This is a genomic window from Aquimarina longa SW024, from assembly GCF_001401755.1.
In the GTDB taxonomy this organism is placed as follows: domain Bacteria; phylum Bacteroidota; class Bacteroidia; order Flavobacteriales; family Flavobacteriaceae; genus Aquimarina; species Aquimarina longa.
The window spans coordinates 123,251-144,397 of record NZ_KQ474106.1; the positions used below are offsets into that span (position 1 = coordinate 123,251).

Sequence of the window (21,147 nt, forward strand, 5' to 3'; positions counted from 1 at the left end):
TTAAAATCTAAAGTGTGAGAATGCTTTGTTTGCTTCAGCCATTTTATGAGTATCTACTCTTTTCTTTACAGCAGCTCCTTCTTCTTTTTCTGCAGCTATAATTTCTGCAGCAAGTTTCTGTGCCATAGATTTCTCATTTCTTTTACGTGAAAATTGAATCAACCACTTCATAGCAGTAGATATTTTACGGTCTGGTCTGATTGGATTAGGAATTTGGAAAGTAGCTCCACCTACACGTCGGCTTCTCACCTCTACATGCGGCATTACATTAGATAATGCATCTTTCCATATTTCTAATGACGTTTTTTCGTCATTTTGTTTTTTTTCTTCTACAATATCAATTGCATCATAGAATATTTTGAAAGCTGTCGATTTTTTACCATCCCACATCATCATATTTACAAAACGAGTCACTAACTGATCGTTAAAACGTGGATCTGGCAAAATCGGTCTTTTTTTAGCCTTTCTTTTTCTCATGTCTTCTTCTTAAAGTTTTTTAATTACTTCTTAGGGCGTTTTGCACCATATTTAGATCTACGTTGTGTCCTTCCTTCTACACCTGCGGTGTCTAAAGCTCCTCTTACAATGTGATATCTAACTCCTGGTAAATCTTTTACCCTTCCTCCTCTAACTAATACTATCGAGTGCTCTTGGAGGTTATGACCCTCACCACCGATGTATGCGTTTACTTCCTTACCATTTGTTAACCTAACACGAGCTACTTTACGCATAGCTGAATTTGGTTTTTTTGGTGTAGTAGTATAAACACGCGTACAAACACCGCGGCGTTGCGGGCACGAATCCAAAGCAGCCGATTTACTCTTCTTAGTTATTTTGGCTCTACCTTTTCTTACTAATTGTGAAATTGTTGGCATAATTTGCTTTACACTATATATTAATTTTTAAAATTTCCCTTTTTAAAAGGGGGTGCAAATGTAGAACTATTTTTCGGTAAATCAAACTCTAATAGATTAATTTTTATTCCTTTAAATATACTAATCAAAAATATAGCTGTTTCAAAATTAATTACAACTCATTAAACAATCAAATATCATTTTCTAAACACCACCCTCATTACACCCTCATAAATCAGCCAATCTAACCTAAAAAATCTTCACACAAGGATACTCTTAAAGAAAAAATGAATAAATATTAATTTATTATAAATTAACAGTTTAAATTAAAAAAATATCATTTTTTTTAATAAAATCCTTTTATTACTGTTATTTTATTACGAATTTTGAAATAGGCTAATTTTAAATAAATCATACATGAAATCATCAAAAAGGCAAATTCTAATGCTCTTTACAGCATTAGTCGTGCAATTTTCTTTTGCACAGGAAAAAAGCATAACTGGAAACATAACAGACAACAAAGGTTTACCCTTACCAGGCGTTAACATTTTAGTAAAGAATACTAAAACTGGAGTTCAATCAGATTTTGATGGAAACTACACTATCCAAGCACCTGAAGGCAGCATATTAGTTTTTAGCTACCTTGGCTTCTCCAATAAAGAGGTTCCTATTGGAAATAACACCACCATCAATACACAATTAGAACCTGAGGCTTCTCAATTAGAAGAAGTTATTGTAACTGCGCAAGGAATTCGGAGAGAGAAAAAAGCACTTGGATATGCTGTTGCTGAAATCAAAAACAAACAATTAGAGCAACGCTCAGAAGGAGACATTGGTCGTGTTTTATCAGGAAAAGCTTCAGGAGTTAACATTACTCAACAGAATGGTCTTTCTGGATCAGGAACTAATATTGTCATTAGAGGGTTGAGTTCCTTTAGCGGAAGTAATCAACCTCTATTTATTGTAGACGGTGTTCCTTTTAGTAGTGATACAAATTCTCAGGGGTCTAATGATGGAGATAGTCAAAATGATTTTATAGACGGTAATTCAGGGTCTAGTAGGTTTTTAGATCTTGACCCTAATAGTATAGAAAATGTTAATGTCTTAAAAGGTCTTGCTGCTGCCACACTATATGGTACTGCTGGACGAAATGGTGTCATTCTCATTACTACAAAAAATGGATCAGCAGGAAATGCTGTTAAGAAAAACGAAGTAACTATCACTTCTTCAATCTTCTTTAACAAAATAGCTTCTCTGCCAAATTATCAAAATCAATATGGAAATGGCTTTGATCAAGCTTTTGGGTGGTTTTTTAGTAATTGGGGACCTAGTTTTAATCAAGAAGGTGTTGCTGGCTGGGGGAATGGCATTAATAGTAATCCTAACAAAGGTTTTAATCAAGATGGAACTCTAGCTCACCCATATAGTACTGCTGCTTCTGCTACGGGTATTCCTGCTGCTTTTCCGGAATTCTCAGGAGCTCGTTATGAATGGAGACCTTATGATAGTGTAAAAAATTTCTTCAAAACAGGAACTGCTGCCAATACTGCTATCAATTTCAGAGGAACATCTACAGATAATAAACTAAGCTATAATGCAAATTACAGTTATCTGGAAGATGAAGGTTTTACTCCTGGAAACGTTCTAAGAAGAAATACAATTGGATTTGGAGGAAAAGCTGCTCTATCTAACAATTTCACTATTTCAAACACTTTAAATTATTCCAAAACAGATTTTAGATCACCTCCAGTATCTGCTAGTAGAGGTAATGGATCATTCGGAACAGGGTCTTCTGTTTTTGGAGAATTATTCTTCACTCCTCGTAGTGTAGATCTTATAGGGCTACCTTTCGAAAACCCTCAGGATGGATCTAGTGTTTATTATCGTCAAAATAATAGTATACAACACCCCCTTTGGACTGTTAAAAACGCATTAAACAGACAAGTTACAAATCGAGTATTTGGTAATGGGACGTTACAGTATGATTTTAGTGACAGTTTAAATCTAATCTATCGTTTTGGGCTTGACAATTATACTGAATCAAATATTAATCAACAAAATAAAGGAGGAGTTAGTGACAATGCAGCATTACGAAGTGGTATTTATCAAACATGGACTAACACTAACACTATTTTTGATCATAATATTATACTAAATGGTGATTTTGCACTAAGTGATGATATAGGAATGAATTTTAACATTGGAGGTACTAGTAGAAGAGAAGTACTAGAACGTAATGGTGTAGCTAGTAGTAGTCAGGTAGAATTTAATGTTTTCAGGCATGTAAACTTTCTTAATCAAGATGAAATTGAATTTAAACAAGAACGAAATATAGTTGGGCTTTATGGACAAACTAATTTTGATTATAAAAAAATGCTCTATGTTGCTCTAGCAGGAAGGAATGACTGGGTCTCTAACTTAACGACAGAAAACAGATCTATTTTTTATCCTAGTGCTAGTGTATCCTTTTTACCCACATCAGCATTTGAAGGGTTGAGAACTGATAATGGAATAAATTATCTTAAAATTAGAGCTGGATATGGGACTTCTGCTAATTTCCCAACTGGATATCCTGTAGCTGTAACCTTAGATCTTGACACTCAAAATTTCCAAAATTCTGATAGCGGTAACGATATTGTTACCGACTCCACTCCTTCTCGAGAAGGAAATCCTAATTTGAAGCCTGAAAAGCTAAACGAAATAGAATTTGGTATAGAGTCTAGTTTTTTCAGAAAAAGAATTAATTTAAATGCTTCATATTATAATCGTATTACAAAAGACCTTATTATAGATAGACCTTTAGATCCTTCTACAGGAGCCACCATAAGAAGTGAAAATATCGGAGAAATCAAAAGTAATGGGTTTGAGGTAGATTTAGGTATTGACATCATTAGACAACCACAAGATGGGCTTGTCTGGAATACCAATGTAAACTTTACTACTAGCGAAACTACGGTTGAAGACCTAGGTAGTGATACTGATATCATTATATATTCAGGTTTTTCTAACCTCGGTAATGCTGCTATAAAAGGAGAGCCTCTTGGGGTAATTGTAGGTAGTCGCATCAAAAGAGATGATAACGGCAATCCTATTATTAATGATGCAGGTAATTACAGAGAAGAAGAAGGAACATTTGTTATTGGAGATCCTAATCCTGATTACCTATTGAATGTAAACAACTCTTTCTCTTTCAAAAACTTCAACTTAAGCTTTTTGTTTTCCTTTATAAAAGGAGGGGATATTTACTCTAGAACTGTATCAACACTTTTAGGTAGAGGACTGACTACAGACACTGTAGATAGAGAAAACTCATTTATCTTACCTGGAGTTCGTGATGATGGTTCTAAAAATAATATTCAAATAAACAATTCTACATTTTATTTCTCTAATGTTCTATTTGGTCCTGATGAATTAGGAGTATTTGACGGAACCGTCTTGAGACTACAAGAGCTTTCTTTAGGCTATACAATTCCTTCGAAATTTTTAAACAAAACTCCTTTTGGATCAGTTAGTATAAACTTTACAGGGTATAACTTATGGTTTAATGCATTTAACATACCTGACGGGACTAATTTTGACCCTAATGTAGCTGGACTTGGAGTTGGTAATGGTCGAGGGTTTGACTTCCTAAACGGACCTAGCTCAAAAAGATATGGTATGAGTATTAAAGCTTCTTTCTAATAAAAAAATAAAAATCATGAATGTATTAAAATATATATCACACAAAACATCAGTGATCTTTATCCTTATTTTTGGATTATTGTTCATTTCTTGTGAAACCACAGAATTAAATCTTACTGAAGATCCAAATTCTCTTAATCCTAATCAATCTGATCCTGATCTATTCCTTAACTCAATTCAGATTGATTTTGGAAAAGTCATAGAACGCTTTGGTGCTATTGGCAGTCAGGTTGTTAGAATAGATAATATGTATGGTAGAGATTACCAAAATGCATATTCTCCTTCTGATTTTAATGATGTATGGAGTGGATCTTACCAATCTACAGGAGAATCGTATGATGACCAAAATGAACATAGTCAAAAATTTAATGGAATACTAGCCGATATCAGAGCATTACATCCAATAGCTACAAAAGATAAGCTATACTATCACTTAGGAATATCACAAGTAATTGAAGCTTATATCATCGTAACATTAGTTGACTTTTTTGGTGACATTCCATATAGTGAAGCATTAAAAGGGGCTGATAATCTAAATCCAAAATTAGATAGTGGCGCTGAAGTATATAGCAGTGCTATAACTCTACTTGATGATGCTATATTAAATTTCAAAAAAGACATCCCAAATACTCCTAAAAATGATTTTTATTATGGTCGCGATTGGGAAAAATGGATCAAAGTTGCTAACACTATCAAAATGAAAATTTACTTACAAAAAAGTCTTGTTGACAATGATGCAATTTCAAACTTCACTAAAATTGTTGACACAGGTGATTATATAAAAAACATGGATGAAGATTTTCAGTTTAAGTGGGGTACAAATGTTATTCAACCTGACAACCGTCATCCAAGGTATGCTAATAATTATGAAGGAGATGGTGCTGATGAATATATGTCTAACTGGTTGATGAATCTTATGTCTAATGCTAATGACCCAAGAATAAGATATTACTATTACAGACAAAGCAATGTCGTTCCTGGAGCAGAAACAGCTCCTGACGAAGAAACTCTAAGTTGTTCATTAGAAAGTCCTCCTCAACATTATATAGATGGTGGATTTACATTTTGTTTTTTAAACAATGGGTATTGGGGAAGAGACCATGGTGATGATGATGGGACTCCTCCTGATGGGTTTAAACGAACAAATTTTGGAGTATACCCAGCTGCTGGACGCTTTGACGATAGTAGTTTCAAAGGAACTCAGCAAGGCGATGGAGGAAAAGGAGCTGGGATCACTCCTATATTATTATCATCTTGGGTGGAGTTTATGATAGCGGAAGTAGCTTTAGGAAAAATGGATATTTCGAGTGCTAGAACAGCATTTTCTAGTGGGTTAACAAAATCAATAGCCAAAGTAACTACTTTTGGATCACTTGACAATACTGCAAATTTAAGTTTTGAACCAAACACTACTGATATTTCTACGTTTATTAATAACAAGCTTGCTCAATTTGATGCTGCTACAACTCCTAAGGACAGATGGAATATTGTAGCAGAACAATATTGGATATCTTTATTCGGAAACGGTATTGATGCTTTTAACTTCTATAGAAGGACTGGATACCCGACTACCCTACAACCAAATATCGAACCTTTTCCTGCAACAGGTAATTTCATAAGATCTTTCCCTTATCCTTCAGATTTAACAACAAACAATTCTTCTGTAGACCCAAAACCAAATGTAAATCAAAAAGTATTTTGGGATAAGAATGCCGACTCACCAACATTCCCTATTGCTAATTAATAATATTATAGAAATGAAAAAAATAGTTAAATACCTAAATATTGCACTCCTTTCAAGTTTTATATTTGGATGTAGTAGTGACGACAAAACAATAGATACAGTACTTGATGGGATTACTAGTGGTGGTGTATTAAGAACTATCAATATAGATAATAATTTAATATACAACAATACAACTCTCAAGTTTGATGATGAAGCTAACTACACAATTACCTTAGAAGAACAAGATAGCAAAAATGGCAAGCTACTAGATATTGTTGAAATTTATGCTCGCTTTGTTGAAAACACAAGAGTCGACACTAATAATGATGGCAAAATAGATGATAATGATGGTAATTTATCCACAGAAGAAGGTTTAATAAGAACACTTAAAGCTTCAGATTTCACAACAGGAGATAGAGGTGTTCCTATTACTACAATTGTATTCACCGCAGATGAATTAATCTCATTTACAGGGGTTGACGAAAGTAAGCTTCAAGGAAAAGATGACTTTGCCCTTAGGTTTGTACTCAAATTAACTGATGGAAGGTCTTTTTCTGTAGATGATGCTAATGGTAACATTTCTGGAGGGTCTTATTTCTCTTCTCCCTACACTTACAGAACAACTATTGGATGCACAATAACAGAAAGTCTTGCGGGAACCCATACTTATACTGTAACCTCTTTAACATCTGCTCCTGGAGGGAGAAGTCAGTGTGATAGCATGGCATTACCAAGTGGAGTAGTAACATGGTCAGAAACAGATAAAAGAGGTGTATACAAAACAACAGATCTAAGTTTTGGACAATTTAACAATTGTTATGCTAATACTTTTACATCTATAAATTTTGAAAAGGGCAAAATCATATGGGATTGCACAAAACTAGTGGCTGATGATAAAATCATTGTTGAAGAAAGTACTAGTAAAAAAGAAGAATTCAGTTATAGCTATGCAATCACAAACATAGCAGGTGCAGATATTACAATAAAGTTTAGTAATTCTGCTGGAGATAGAGGAACAGTTACACTAACTCGATCAGATAACAAACCTTGGCCTGAATTGCTTAAAGTAACTGACAATTAAGATCTAACAAAAACAATCAAGAGACCAGTTTGAATACAGATTTATAAAAGAATTGCAAAGATCTTTGCAATTCTTTTATAAATCAACCTTAAAAACTCATAACAATTTAGATATATCATATTAACATCAATTTAAAATTTAATATCAAAAAGTTGTTTTATAAAGATATTATTAGGATTTTTGGAACTGGCTAATTCAAATAAATTGTAAAATGAGAACAAAGTTTAGTGGAATTTTAACGCTATTTCTAGCGTTTGTAGTGCAAATAACATTTGCACAAGAGAAAACAATCTCAGGTACGGTAACCGATGATAAAGGTTTACCTCTACCAGGAGTTAATGTTGTGGTGAGAAACACAGCAAATGGTACTCAAACCGATTTTGATGGTAATTACACAATTATGGCTAATAGAGGCGCTGTGCTTTCTTTTAGTTATGTTGGTTTCGAGACTAAAGATTCAGCAGTACAAGACAGCGATGTTATTAATGTTCAATTGGTTGCTTCTGCTGCAGAATTAGAAGAAGTTGTAATACAAGCTTTTGGAGCTAAATCAAGAACACTTACGACAACTGCTATATCTAGTGTTGCTGCTTCAGATGTTAAAGATCTAGTACCATCAACAGGTATTGACAATATGCTTCAAGGAAAAGCTGCTGGGGTTCAGGTTACTGCAGCAAATGGAAGACCAGGACAAACTGCTTATATCCAAATTAGAGGTATTGGATCACTTTCTGCCGACACCTCTCCTTTATATATAGTTGATGGAATACCAATGGATGATGATAACATTCCTAACATCAACCCTAATGATATAGAAAACTTTTCTATTCTTAAAGATGCTGCGAGTTCTGCTTTATATGGTTCAAGAGCTGCAAATGGTGTTGTACTTATAACAACAAAACAGGGAAAAACAGGTCAAGCAAAAATTATATTTAGATCTTCTATAGGTTCTGCAAAAAGAATTAAGGATCCTTTTGATTTGATGAATGCTTCACAAAAATTAGAATTGGAAAGACAATACGCTGCATTAGGTGTTACAGCTGCTGCAAGGTTACCTGGAGCAACTGCTTCTGAAGAAGAACGTGCTCGATTAATATCTTATGATACTGATTGGGAAGAAGAGTTATTGAGAAATAGTTATATTCAATCAAATTCATTGTCTATCTCTGGAGGATCAGAAAAATTCAATTATTTCCTTTCATTAGGATATGATAAAAATAGCGGTATTATTGATCGTATTAAGGGATATGAGCGTATCTCAACAAGACTAAACACTTCATATCAAGCTAAAGATTGGTTAAGAATAGGTGCTAATGTTGCTGTTAGTAGATTTACAGATGACAGACCAAGAGATCGAAATAATGTTCAAAACCCTTTTAGAGGAGTATATGACTACAATCCTTATGATCCATTATACTCAAGAGATGACCAAGGAAATATCGTACTTGATGGATTTGGAAACCCTGTGATCAGTCCAACTAATACAGGTTTCCCTATAGCCAGAGCAATAACTACAGAACCAGATACTGCTACAAACTTACTTACTTTAGGTAATTTATCCGCAGATATTACTTTATCAGAAAACTTCTCTAACTCATTTAAAGTTGGAGTTAGTAACAGACGATTTAATAGATACCAAGCATCTTTAGGAGGTGGAGTATTACAACAGTTTGTTGGTTCTAGAAAGTTCCCTGGTACACAAAGAAACACTCAAACTATTGATTTAGAATTTAACATATCTAATATATTAAGTTATCAGCAAACTTTTGGAGATGCACACAATTTTGGAGCTTCATTTTTAGTAGAATACTTCCAGAGAACATTGACATCTTTAATTGCAGGAAGTAGAGGATTTCCTTCTCCAGATATTAACTACCAAATAGTAGCTGCAGAACCTACTCAAGCTGACACTGACAGAGAACAAAATGCAATATTTGGTCAAGCATTACTTGTTGATTATGATTATGACAGTAAATACATTTTATCTGGATCAATAAGAAGAGATGGATCAACTAGATTTGGACCAAAGGAAAAGTATGGATATTTCTATAGTGGTAGTGCTGCTTGGAACCTTGCTAAAGAAAATTTCCTATCAGATTCTTTTTTCAATGATTTAAAACTTAGAGTATCATATGGTACTGCTGGTAATGACAATATCGATGAATTCTTATATTTAAATCTATTATCATTTAATAGAACTTATAATGGTGAATCTACTGCTCTACCAACTATTATTGCTAACCCTGACATAAAATGGGAGTCTCAATCACAATTAAACATAGGTCTTGAGTTCGGATTATGGAACAACAGAATTACGGGAGCATTTGATTACTACATCAAAAAATCAGATGATCTTTTATTACCTAGACCAATATCGGCAACTGTAGGAGGTTTACCTGCTGTTAGAGATGACACTGATCCAGAAAACATTATCGTATCAAATGTTGGAGAAATAGAGAATAGAGGGTTTGAATTTGGTATCAATGCTGATATAATCAGAAATGAAAATCTAAAATGGACTGTCGGAGGAACTATGAGTATTATTGATAATGAAGTTAAAAAGTTAGTAGGTGGTCAGGACATTACTTCGACTAGAACTATTCTAAGAGAGGGTGAGGAAATAAATTCTTTCTTTTTAGTACGATATGCTGGTGTTGATCCTAATAATGGAAAACCACTATTTCTTGATTTAGATGGAAATGTTACAGATACATACAGTGCTAGTAATGCCGTATTACTAAAAGGAAAATCTCCGCAAGCTAATTTAGAAGGAGGATTTTATACTACTATTAATTATAAAGGGTTTGGTCTAAGAACAGATTTTGTATATAAATCAGGAAACTATATCCTTAATAATCAAAGAAGCTCTACTTTGTCTCCAAATGGGATTAACAGGAATCAAAGTGTAGATGCATTTAATTATTGGAAAAAACCTGGAGATACTGGAGTTTTACCTAGTCCTTTATTTGGAGCTACTTCTAACCAAAGATCTGACAGATTTTTACAAAAAGGAGATTACATACGTTTAAGAAATGTAACATTATCATATGATTTTCCAGAAACTGTATTAAAAATGTTACCTATTTCTGGAATGAGAATATATGCTCAAGGGCAAAATTTATGGACTATAACCAAATATGAAGGAGATCCAGAAATTGGTTTAGGTTCTGCTGAAACTTCTCAGCCTGGTGATGATGGGTTTGTAGCTGGAGCATTTTCTCAATTTAGTTATCCACAAGTTAAATCATATACGGTAGGTTTAGATATCGAATTTTAAAATATATATATAAAATGAAAAAATATTTAATAATATTAATAACACTATTCTTCGTTACCAGTTGTAATGATGAAATAGAGGATCTTAAGCCTTTCTCTCAAGGGGATCCATCGACCTTTTTTAACTCAGTTAGAACTTTTCAACTAGGTGTAGATGGAGCACTACAGCAAATGAGACTATATTATGAAGATGCTGGCTCTGGTCTACAAGGTATACCTGATATTCTTTCTGATAATGTGATCATATCACGTTCAGGAAGACTTTCAAACCGAGATTATTATGAATACACATACAACCCTAATACTTTAGGTCCTGTTTCTCTTTATTTCTATAAAGCTTACAATTCTATTAGAACTGCAAATACAGTTATTAAACAAATAGATAATTTGCCTGCTGGAGAAGATCGAGATAATATTTTAGGGCAAGCACTAGCTATTAGAGCATATGCTCATTTTGATTTAGCAAGAATATATGCAAAAATCCCTACTCAAAGTGATGATGCTAATGGTTCTCTTGGAGTAGCGTATATAAAAGCTGAAGATGGAGATACTGAAGATGAATTAGCTAAACCTAAGCGAGAAACTGTTGCAGCAAACTATACTGAAATAATAGAAGATTTGGAGAAAGCTCTTACACTAGTAGGAGTAGACAATGGATTAGAAAGATTTAACAAAAATTCTATTAATGGGATTCTATCTAGAGTATATTTATACAATGGAGATTATCAAAAAGCTATTGATGCTGCTGATAAAGTAACTACTAAAATAATAAAAGGTGACAAACTAGATGATTTATATACAGATGTTACACAAGATGGTATCGTTTTTACTCTAGCAATTAATTCTGCAACCGAAACTCGTAATAATAATGTTGGGGTTTTATATAATCAATCTAATGATGATGGTGTTAGGTCTGAATATGTTATAGATCATGAATTCTATAACAGCATTCCTGATACTGATCCAAGAAAAGCTGCTATGCGATTTGTAGGAAAGTGGGAAGGTAATGATTATAATGCAGTGAAAAAATTCCTTGGAGAAGCAGGAGAGAATAATGGTAGAGTAGATATCAAAGTATTAAGAGCTGCTGAAGTAATTTTAAACAAAGCAGAAGCTCAATATGAGTTAGGTAAAACAACTGAAGCCCTTGCTACTTTAGATTTGCTACGTGCAGAAAGAAATGGTGGAGCAGGAGCAGGTGGTGAAACAGGAGCAGCTTTAGAAGATGCTATTCAATTTAATAGAAGGATAGAGCTAGCTTTTGAAGGTCATCGTTTTTTTGATATCAAAAGAAGAGGGGAAGATCTTAATAGATCTAATAAAGGAGACCTTATTGATGGTACAGGAACACCTCCTGTAGCACAGACGGTTTCTGCAGGAAATTTTAGATTTCAACTTCCGATTCCTATCTCTGAAAGAAATGTGAACCCTGATTTTAATCAGAATCCTGGTTACTAATTTATTTTTAGAAATATAATACATAGAAAAAATATCCCGATGAAATTTCATCGGGATATTTTTTTTTATAACTACCTTTACTCCCTATGAAAGAAGAATCCCTAGTTTTTGGTATTAGAGCTATAATAGAAGCTATCACCTCTGGCAAAACCGTAGATAAGTTATTCATCCAAAAAGGGCTACAAGGTGACTTGGCTAAGGAATTAATGAGCTTAGTAAAAAAGCATAATATTACTATGACATATGTTCCTGTAGAAAAATTAAATAGACTTACTCGAAAGAACCACCAGGGTGCTGTTGCTTACATCTCTCCTATCGATTTTTATGATCTTGAAAATCTAGTTCTAAATGTAATAGAATCAGGAAAAACACCCTTGTTTTTAATTTTGGATCAACTTTCTGATGTTCGCAATTTTGGTGCTATTATCAGAACTGCGGAGTGTACAGGAGTAGATGGTATTATTATTCAAAAAAAGGGAGGCGCTCCTGTTACTGCTGATACCATTAAAACTTCTGCAGGTGCAATATTTAAAATTCCTATATGTAAAGTAGATCACATAAAAGATGCTATGTTTTACTTACAAGGATCAGGAATACAGGTACTAGCTGCTACAGAGAAGACCACTAATACTATTTATGATATTGATCTAACTACGCCTATAGCAATTGTTATGGGTAGTGAAGGTAAAGGAGTATCATCATCAGTCTTAAAACTAGTAGATCAACAAGCAAAATTACCCATGTATGGAGACATTGCTTCTCTAAATGTATCTGTTGCTTGTGGTGTATTTTTATATGAAACCATTAGACAACGATTGTAGGTATAATATTAGTTGTCTCGTTTATCACATAAATACAAAATAATTAATTACATCACAGAATACACCTTTATCTTACTGTTATTTTTGGAAATTTTAATCTTCATTTTTAGTTTTTGAAGAACGTTCGGAATCAGGTTTATATTCATAAATCACTTCAATTTCTTGCTCTATATTTTCCGGCATAGCGTTTTCAATAAAGTTTCCATTTTCATCAAAATGCTGTAAAAACTCATCTTTTTCTGGATCATAATTTTCAGACTCCCAATTATATTTCTCTGGAGAAACTATACCTTTCTTTATAAAAAACGCCAATACAGCTCCTGATATGATCCCTGACAAGTGGCCTTCCCAAGAAATCTTAGGATCTATCGGCAATACATATACTACCATACTTCCATAAATAAAAACTACAATAAGTGATAATGCAATCAATCGAAAGTGTTTAGCTACAACTCCTTTAAAAAACAAAAAACCAAAGAGCATATAAATCACTCCACTTGCTCCAATATGATTTGCAGGGCGTCCTAATATCCAAGTCAAAAAACCTGTTAAAAAAAAACCTAATATCAACACTTTCCATGCATTTTTTTGATAAAAAAAGAACAACGCCATTGATAATATTAATAATGGTAGTGTATTATGCCATAAATGAGAAATATCAGCATGGATAAATGGAGAAAATATGATCCCTCTTAATCCAGTAAATGTTCTTGGGTATATGCCAAGATAATTAAAATCAAATCCAAATCGAATTTCGACCCAAAAAACTATCCATATAAGTAACACAAACAATAATGGGTATCCCACTACTCCTGTACTAAATTTAAAATCAATGCTTTCTTCTTTCATAACACTAAAAATATATCAAAAAAAAGTCCAAAATATAAAAACCGATAAAATGGCAGGTTTTAATGATTTTTCTCTTTTCATGAGTTTACATCATAATTAAAATTAAAATATAACTAACTCTATCACTACTACTAACTTATTTTATGATTGATTTATTTTCTCTATAGATCCAATGAAGCTTTGTAAATTTGTCTTTAATAAACATACATCATTATTATATTTACATTATTAGAAATTAGTATTACCTAATCGGTCTAAGTTTTAAGATGAAAATTACAAATAAATGAACGCAAACAAACCTTTAGCAGAGCGGATACGTCCAAAATCTTTAGAAGAATATCTTAGTCAAGAACATTTGATAGGTAATAATGGTTCTCTAACTCAACAAATAAAAAAAGGAATTATCCCATCATTAATCCTTTGGGGACCTCCTGGTGTAGGAAAAACAACTCTGGCTAATATTATTTCTAGTGAATCAGGAAGACCTTTTTATACGCTTAGTGCAATAAATAGTGGTGTTAAAGAAGTAAGAGAAGTTATTGATAGAGCTAAGCAAAGTGGAGGCCTATTTACAGCTAAAAACCCTATCCTATTTATTGATGAAATTCATCGTTTTAGTAAATCACAGCAAGATTCATTGTTAGGCGCTGTAGAAAAAGGATGGGTAACTCTTATCGGTGCAACTACAGAAAATCCTAGTTTTGAGGTAATTCCTGCTTTATTATCTCGCTGTCAGGTCTATACTCTTAATCCTTTTGGAAAAGATGAATTAGAAGCTTTACTAAATAGAGCTATGCAAGAAGATGACTACTTAAAAACTAAAACAATAACTCTTCAGGAGACTGAGTCTTTGCTAAAATTAAGCGGTGGAGATGCTCGCAAATTATTAAATATTTTTGAACTCATCATCTCTAGTCAAGATCAAGAACCTATCATAATTACCAATGATCTCGTTTTAAAACTGGTACAGCAAAACACAGTACGATATGATAAAACAGGGGAACAACATTATGATATTATTTCTGCTTTTATCAAATCTATTCGTGGTAGTGATCCCAATGCTGCTGTATATTGGTTAGCTCGTATGATTGAAGGTGGCGAAGATCTTAAATTTATCGCCAGAAGGCTGATCATATTAGCTTCTGAAGATATCGGAAATGCTAATCCAACTGCTCTGATTCTAGCCAACAACTCTTTTCAGGCTGTAAATACGATTGGATATCCAGAAGCCAGAATTATATTAAGTCAATGTGCTGTATATCTTGCCTCTTCTCCAAAAAGTAATGCCTCATACATAGCGATAAATAAGGCTCAGCAATTAGTTAAGCAAACAGGTGATTTATCCATTCCTTTACATCTTCGAAACGCTCCCACTAAATTAATGAAAGAGCTAGGTTATGGAGAAGATTATAAATATTCACATGATCATGAAAATAATTTTATTCAACAAGAATTTCTTCCTGATGAAGTAAAAAACACTAAGCTATATGATCCAGGAAATAATCAAAGGGAAAATTCCTTTAGAACATTTCTCAAATCTAGGTGGAATAAAAAATATGGATATTAACTATACATATCTTATAAGAATCAAACTATATCACAACTAAAAAAATTATTGTCTTGCGAGTGTATCTGTAATTAATTTACTTGTTAAAGGATTAATACGCTCTAATATAAAATTTCCGTAGTTATCAAAATATCCATGACCACTTAAATCACCTGCATCTACTATATAACTTTGCCCATTTGTAGATTTAAAAGCTTTACCAATAGAAACCTGTACTTCTTTTTTAAATAACTCGTAGCCATATTCTTGCTTTTTGAATATATAATTTACATCATTGTACAAATATGTTATCAAGTTTTCTGAAGGAGACGATATAACTACTTTTTCTTTTATCTCTGGGGATTTAACTCTCTCTTTTTTTACAGTATCTTCTTTTTTATCTCCACTATACTTATAATTAAGAGTCTTAACACTTTTAAATAAATCTCTCAATGCTTCATGATATGCCTTCTTAAACTCTTTTTCTCTACTCTTACCTTCTTCAGATGTATAAATTATAGTACCATTACAATCTATTAAATCTAGTGTAAGCTTAGTTACAAACATACTAGATTTTCGTTTTAGATCAGCTCTTAATGCTTTACAACCATTATCTTTAAGATCTTTAGGGTATTCATTCCCTTGCATATACGCTTCAAAGCCATATTTATTAAATAAAAAATTAGTAAGAGAATTCAATTGATACATATCGTCACCTTTTAAAAAACTATAGTTTTTGGGAACAACAATATACTTATAATCATTAATACTTCCTTGTGCTTTAGCACTATGCATTGAAATCAAAATAAACCCTAAAAATAAAATACGTAACATACAATCACATTATAACATTAAAACCTAGTTGCAAAGAAATACCTCTTGCTTTTGCAAGATTAGCATATTCTAATAAATTATTAGCCGAAAGATAAAAATTAATTTTATTAATATGAATTGACATCAAGAATCCTATGTTAAAATAAGAATAATCATCAATTGTATATGCTACTTTAGTTCTCAAGAAATTAGATAATCTTTTATAATAAAATAGTGAAGCTGCATATTGTGGTCTTTTAGGCCTAAATTGCATAAATAATTGCGCTCCAAAAGCATCCATATAAGGAGGTTGTTCTCCATTTTGAAAACACTCACAAGTCCCATCGTCATATCGATTAAAAGAATATTTCATAGATCCATTCAGCTTTAAAGGGCGCATTGCTATATATGTAGTGCTCAAAGTATCAAGTGAAAGTGCTTTTTTTAATTCATCAAAGAAATTCTGAGGGTTTCGCCCAGAAAACTGAATTGGAGTTTCAAATCCTTCAAAAATATAATTACCTCGTGCTTGGTAAGTTTCTACGTCTTTAGTATACACAATCACTCCTAGATCATTTACACTTCCTGTAACTACTAATTGCTTATTTATTTTGTGAGTAAATCCGAGATCTACACCTAATCCTAAATTACCTCCTAATAATGCTTTTCCTATTAATTTATCAACTACTTCTTTTTGTTCCAAATCTTTAAGGGATCTATATCCTGATGTTCTAACAGTTACATCTGCATTACGTATTACATGTTGATACGTATTATTTCCTTGTGGAGTCTCCACAGTAGTAAAAGTTCCTTTGTTTTTGGCACTACGTATATGAAACATACTGGAGTATAGTTTTGCTCTAGCTCCAAAAGTAAGTTTCTTATTTATTTTTTTTGTGTAGCCAAAATGATATATCGCTAATAATTCGCTTGAGCCATTTATAGAAGAAAAACGAAATGGTTGATTTAAAAAATCTTGGTTTCCTTGATACGCAAGAACAGCAAAATCTTTAGGAAAATACCCTATCACATCTAATTCTTGATAAATTCCACCAGAAAAATACATTTTATCATTTTTCTTACTCCTCCATCCAAAATCAACAAGTGCCAATTGCTGTGTTATAGTTATATAATCATTACTTGTAAGTTTATGTAATGTTTGAGCTATCTTATCATTTATACTTCTATCATCATCTGCAAAAACATCATATAAAGAAGCTCCTCTTAATCCCACATTAAGATGAAAATGGGATAAAAAAGGAACCCCTAAGTGGTAATCAAACTTCACATCAGTACCAGGGTTACTGATTAAAGATTGAGGAAGATCTGTAAAATCATATAATAATTCTTTATTTTGAGAATGCATAAAAACTCCCCACAAAACCATAAGTAAGAATACAGAAAACCTCATCTCTTATAATTAAAAAAGTATGTCCCTTTTGATTTCAATTCGAGAATCCCTTGCGCATCACTCCTTACGTTTTGTATACGCATCGAAGAAATCAATTTTTTAGCTCTCTTAAAACGATTTATTGCTACAGTATCAAAAACAATAATTTCTGTTGTTACAACTGCATCACTTTCTTTTCCGTCACCCATAGCAGCAACCATATTATACAATGGACCTATTTGCTCATTATTAGCATTCAAAAATGTAAAATCAAATGTAAAATCCTGTTTAATCGTATTCTTAAACTCAAACGTTAATTCAATTCGTGCTAAATGATCAATTACAAAATCAGTTCCTAAAAAGTCATAATTTAGTGTATCCCTCATTATTATTTCGGGAATAGTAACAACAGGAACTCCTATATTAAAATTGACAAAACGACTCGTATCAAACTTAGAATAAATAAAATCTATTTCATAAACAGGAGTAAGTACCACATCATCTACCTGATCAAAATCAACATCTTTTACACAAGAATTAGACAACAATACTATAGCCAAAAAGCATAACAATACATGTATTTTTTTTATTTTCATTTTAGGGTAAAAACGATTGCTAAATAACTAAAATACAAATATTTATCTTTATAGATGAATTTTAATTTGTTTTAATTCAGATACCTGAAGATATTGAGTCGGTAATTTTTCTTTATGATAATTAAAACATAGTGTTCGTAATCCAGCTGCTTCTGCTCCCTTAATATCTGCTTCATAATTATCACCTATCATCATACTATTTTCTAGTTTTGCTCCGGATTTCTGTATTGCTTGTTTAAAAATAAATGGATTTGGTTTCTTTACACCTGCTACTTCACTATCTGTTATAGTATCAAAATAATGTAGTATTCCTGAACTTGATAGTTTTCTTTTTTGTACTCCTGTAAAACCATTAGTAATAATGTGTAGATTATATTTAGGATTAAGATATTCTAACAGATCTTTCGCTCCATCAATTAAATAATTATTAAGTGGTAAAAAATCAATATAATCATCAGACATTTTATCTATAACCTGTATCGAGAACTTTTTTCCTAGATAAGAAAAAGCCTCTATAAATCGTCCTCTTCTAAGTTCTTGTTTGGTTACATTATCCTCTCTATATAATTTCCAATATTTTAGATTTATTGGTTGGTATATACTCAAAAAATCTGGAACTCTAATATCAATATTATATTTTTCGAATATCATCTGAAATGCTAGCGACGAGTTTTTATCAAAATCCCATAATGTATGATCGAGGTCAAAAAAAATATGTTTTATCGTATTATTCATCTTCTATAGTCCAAATAAATTTTAAAATTGATTTCCAAAATACCTGCCCTTTTAATTCACTTAATAATGTATTACTAAAAACAGGAATAAAAATTCCATTTACCTTTTTTATCTTATCAAGATATGCTGTTATTTCTTTTCTTGCAGATATCGAATCCTTAATATCATCTCTCCCTTCTTGATTAGCAAAACAAAAAGAATACACTACTAAAGGAGTCTGCACCTCATAATCAAGGTCATAAAACATAAATGGTGTACAGGTACCTGCCCTAAAACCAGAATATTTTGAATATCCCATCGAATAATCCTCTCCTATCTCTAACTCAATAAAATTACGATATGCTTCTGGTAATTTTATTTTAAAAAAAGAACAAACCACATGTTGCAATCTTCTATTAAGTATATTTTCTATTCGTAATTTCTCTTTTTTTAAAACTAACAAATCCGATATAGCTTCGTATGAAACTTTTAAGCCTACATCTGTATAATCCGCTATATGTTTTATTATTTTGCGATGATGTGGGCGGTTATACCCTATATTTTTTTCATAATTAGAATAGTCTCCTAATCCAAATAATACTTTAGCTCTTCGTTTTTTTGTTTTTTGTAACTGAATTATAAAATCAAACGTATTATAAGGATCTTTTTTAACTCCTATAGCAACTTTTATTCTATCTGTTAGTTTATCCAATTTTAGATACCATACATCTCTAATCATACCTCCTACAAATCTTAAAATACCTTTATTTTTATATACAAAAGTCTGAGCTACAGAAATAACAGGTATAATACTAAATTTTTTTTCTTGAAACTGAAGGTTAGGATATTTATCCAAAAGGACTTTTCTAAATTTATATCCCCATATGTCTACTACTGGGTCTTGTAAAAAACCATAAGTATATCCGATACTTTCTGTAGCAGGAAAACATCCTTTTTCATCCTTTACATGTGGCAAATATTCTTCATATCGAGTTAAAAGGTAAAAAGTAGCAGAAAAAATATCATATGGTAGTGCAGCATCAATATGTTTAACTTCGAAAAAACATTTTGTTTCCTCCCAATCAGATACCAAAATCTCTATATCATTCAAGCCATGCTCAAAAAGAAGATCAACACTCTGAAAATAAAGTTCTTTTCCTAATGGTTGTTTTCCATATGAAAACTTGGGTCCATCATGAGCTATAAATGCTTCTATTTTAGAAGTCAGATCAATTTCTAAACCTAAAATACGCTTGCATATTTGTTTAAACGTATACGATACTCTAGGAGTGATTTTCTGTACGTGAATTAATAACATACTTCTAATTACTAATTATAATTTTAAAATTATGATGCTATCCATTCATTAATTTTATATCTATCAAACATCTAAATTACTTTTAATTCGTTAGTTTCCTATCAATATTCTCAGAACAAAAACAATTTAAATTAAGTGTTTTAGAAATTCAATTAGTACATATTATAATATAGATTCATCAGCAAAGCTAAAATAGCTTTTTTCTGTAACAACAAGGTGATCTATTAATTTGATATCTAAAGTTAAACCTGCTTGTTTTAATTTCTGAGTCAATATTTTATCTGATTGACTTGGCTGTACTGCTCCACTAGGATGGTTATGACCAATAACTATACTTGTAGCATTGTACTCTAATGCAGATTTAAAAACAATCCGTGCATCGACTAAAGTCCCTGTTTTACCTCCAACACTAATTTGTTTCTTTTGGATAACTTTATTTGCGTTATTTAAAAATAACACCCAAAACTCTTCGTGTTCAAGATCTCCAATTATAGGATACAAAAGATGAAAAGCATCCTTGCTACTTGTAATCTTTGGAATACTCACTACATTTTCTTCTCTCCTCCTTCTTCCTAACTCCATACCAGCAACAATTGTTATTGCTTTTGCTTCTCCGATACCTTTAAAGTGCATCAATTGATGTACTGATAATTTACCCAAAGCATTAATTTTATGATCAACACTAGCTAAAATACGCTTGCTCAATGCAACCGCACTTTCTTCTCGATTCCCTGATCCTATTAGTATTGCAATCAATTCTGCATCTGTTAATGTATTCTTCCCTTTAGCGATTAATTTCTCTCTTGGACGATCATTTTCACTCCATTCCTTGATGGAGAATGAAGAATTTAATTCACTCATTTAATCATTTTAACTGTTAAAAACATTCTATTTATTCTAGATATAAGTATAAACTATTTATCTCAATTACAATACCTTATTGCATAAAAAATATATTCAAAGCTATATAATAAGACGATCTATACTATATAATTTTAGTATATATATTTGTTTGAAAATGAAA

The 21,147-nt window shown here is 32.0% G+C and carries 16 protein-coding genes; 7 read left to right on the forward strand and 9 right to left on the reverse strand.

Features of this window, described 5'->3' with window-relative positions:
- Together rpsG and rpsL are read right to left on the reverse strand one after the other, a co-directional pair.
- A complete protein-coding gene (rpsG, locus tag N456_RS21710) occupies positions 1–477 on the reverse strand; it encodes a 30S ribosomal protein S7 (protein ID WP_024770882.1) in 477 nt (158 codons plus the stop codon).
- Between the two features lie 23 nt (positions 478–500).
- The gene (gene rpsL, locus N456_RS21715; protein ID WP_024770883.1) at positions 501–875 is read right to left on the reverse strand and encodes a 30S ribosomal protein S12; all 375 of its coding nucleotides are present in this window, start codon (positions 873–875) and stop codon (positions 501–503) included.
- A gap of 396 nt (positions 876–1,271) precedes the next feature.
- On the opposite strand from rpsL, the gene N456_RS21720 reads away from it, so the two are divergent.
- From N456_RS21720 to rlmB, 6 genes are all read left to right on the forward strand, one after another.
- Complete coding sequence (locus N456_RS21720; RefSeq protein WP_062062077.1) at positions 1,272–4,535, forward strand: SusC/RagA family TonB-linked outer membrane protein; 3,264 nt, start codon at positions 1,272–1,274, stop codon at positions 4,533–4,535.
- Positions 4,536–4,551: 16 nt separating this feature from the next.
- The gene (locus tag N456_RS21725) at positions 4,552–6,279 is read left to right on the forward strand and encodes a SusD/RagB family nutrient-binding outer membrane lipoprotein (protein ID WP_062062079.1); all 1,728 of its coding nucleotides are present in this window, start codon (positions 4,552–4,554) and stop codon (positions 6,277–6,279) included.
- A 13-nt stretch (positions 6,280–6,292) separates the two neighbouring features.
- Positions 6,293–7,342: a hypothetical protein gene (locus N456_RS21730; protein ID WP_148639408.1), complete on the forward strand. Its 1,050-nt coding sequence runs from the start codon at positions 6,293–6,295 to the stop codon at positions 7,340–7,342.
- A gap of 211 nt (positions 7,343–7,553) precedes the next feature.
- Complete coding sequence (locus N456_RS21735) at positions 7,554–10,619, forward strand: SusC/RagA family TonB-linked outer membrane protein (RefSeq protein ID WP_062062083.1); 3,066 nt, start codon at positions 7,554–7,556, stop codon at positions 10,617–10,619.
- Between the two features lie 14 nt (positions 10,620–10,633).
- Positions 10,634–12,076 (forward strand): RagB/SusD family nutrient uptake outer membrane protein, encoded by a 1,443-nt coding sequence (locus N456_RS21740; protein WP_082422619.1) that lies wholly within the window; start codon positions 10,634–10,636, stop codon positions 12,074–12,076.
- Positions 12,077–12,162: 86 nt separating this feature from the next.
- Complete coding sequence (gene rlmB / locus N456_RS21745) at positions 12,163–12,897, forward strand: 23S rRNA (guanosine(2251)-2'-O)-methyltransferase RlmB (RefSeq protein ID WP_062062084.1); 735 nt, start codon at positions 12,163–12,165, stop codon at positions 12,895–12,897.
- 93 nt (positions 12,898–12,990) lie between these two features.
- On the opposite strand, the gene N456_RS21750 is transcribed toward rlmB, so the two are convergent.
- Complete coding sequence (locus N456_RS21750) at positions 12,991–13,746, reverse strand: rhomboid family intramembrane serine protease (protein ID WP_062062086.1); 756 nt, start codon at positions 13,744–13,746, stop codon at positions 12,991–12,993.
- A gap of 283 nt (positions 13,747–14,029) precedes the next feature.
- On the opposite strand from N456_RS21750, the gene N456_RS21755 reads away from it, so the two are divergent.
- On the forward strand, positions 14,030–15,313 hold the full coding sequence (locus N456_RS21755) for a replication-associated recombination protein A (protein WP_062062088.1): 1,284 nt from the start codon (positions 14,030–14,032) through the stop codon (positions 15,311–15,313).
- Between the two features lie 45 nt (positions 15,314–15,358).
- Here N456_RS21755 and N456_RS21760 read toward each other — a convergent pair whose 3' ends face one another.
- The 6 genes from N456_RS21760 to radC form a co-directional block, all read right to left on the reverse strand.
- Complete coding sequence (locus tag N456_RS21760; protein ID WP_062062091.1) at positions 15,359–16,126, reverse strand: hypothetical protein; 768 nt, start codon at positions 16,124–16,126, stop codon at positions 15,359–15,361.
- Positions 16,127–16,130: 4 nt separating this feature from the next.
- Positions 16,131–17,516: a DUF5723 family protein gene (locus N456_RS21765; RefSeq protein WP_148639409.1), complete on the reverse strand. Its 1,386-nt coding sequence runs from the start codon at positions 17,514–17,516 to the stop codon at positions 16,131–16,133.
- Entirely contained in the window at positions 17,513–18,091 is a 579-nt protein-coding gene (locus N456_RS21770; protein ID WP_062062097.1) for a hypothetical protein, read from the reverse strand. The genes N456_RS21765 and N456_RS21770 overlap by 4 nt, the downstream gene beginning before the upstream one ends.
- A 48-nt stretch (positions 18,092–18,139) precedes the next feature.
- The gene (locus tag N456_RS21775) at positions 18,140–18,826 is read right to left on the reverse strand and encodes a YjjG family noncanonical pyrimidine nucleotidase (RefSeq protein ID WP_062062100.1); all 687 of its coding nucleotides are present in this window, start codon (positions 18,824–18,826) and stop codon (positions 18,140–18,142) included.
- The gene (locus N456_RS21780) at positions 18,819–20,123 is read right to left on the reverse strand and encodes a polysaccharide deacetylase family protein (RefSeq protein ID WP_062062103.1); all 1,305 of its coding nucleotides are present in this window, start codon (positions 20,121–20,123) and stop codon (positions 18,819–18,821) included. Before N456_RS21780 ends, N456_RS21775 begins: the two co-directional genes overlap by 8 nt.
- Positions 20,124–20,285: 162 nt before the next feature.
- Entirely contained in the window at positions 20,286–20,984 is a 699-nt protein-coding gene (gene radC, locus N456_RS21785; RefSeq protein ID WP_062062106.1) for a RadC family protein, read from the reverse strand.
- Between the last annotated feature and the right edge of the window lie 163 nt (positions 20,985–21,147).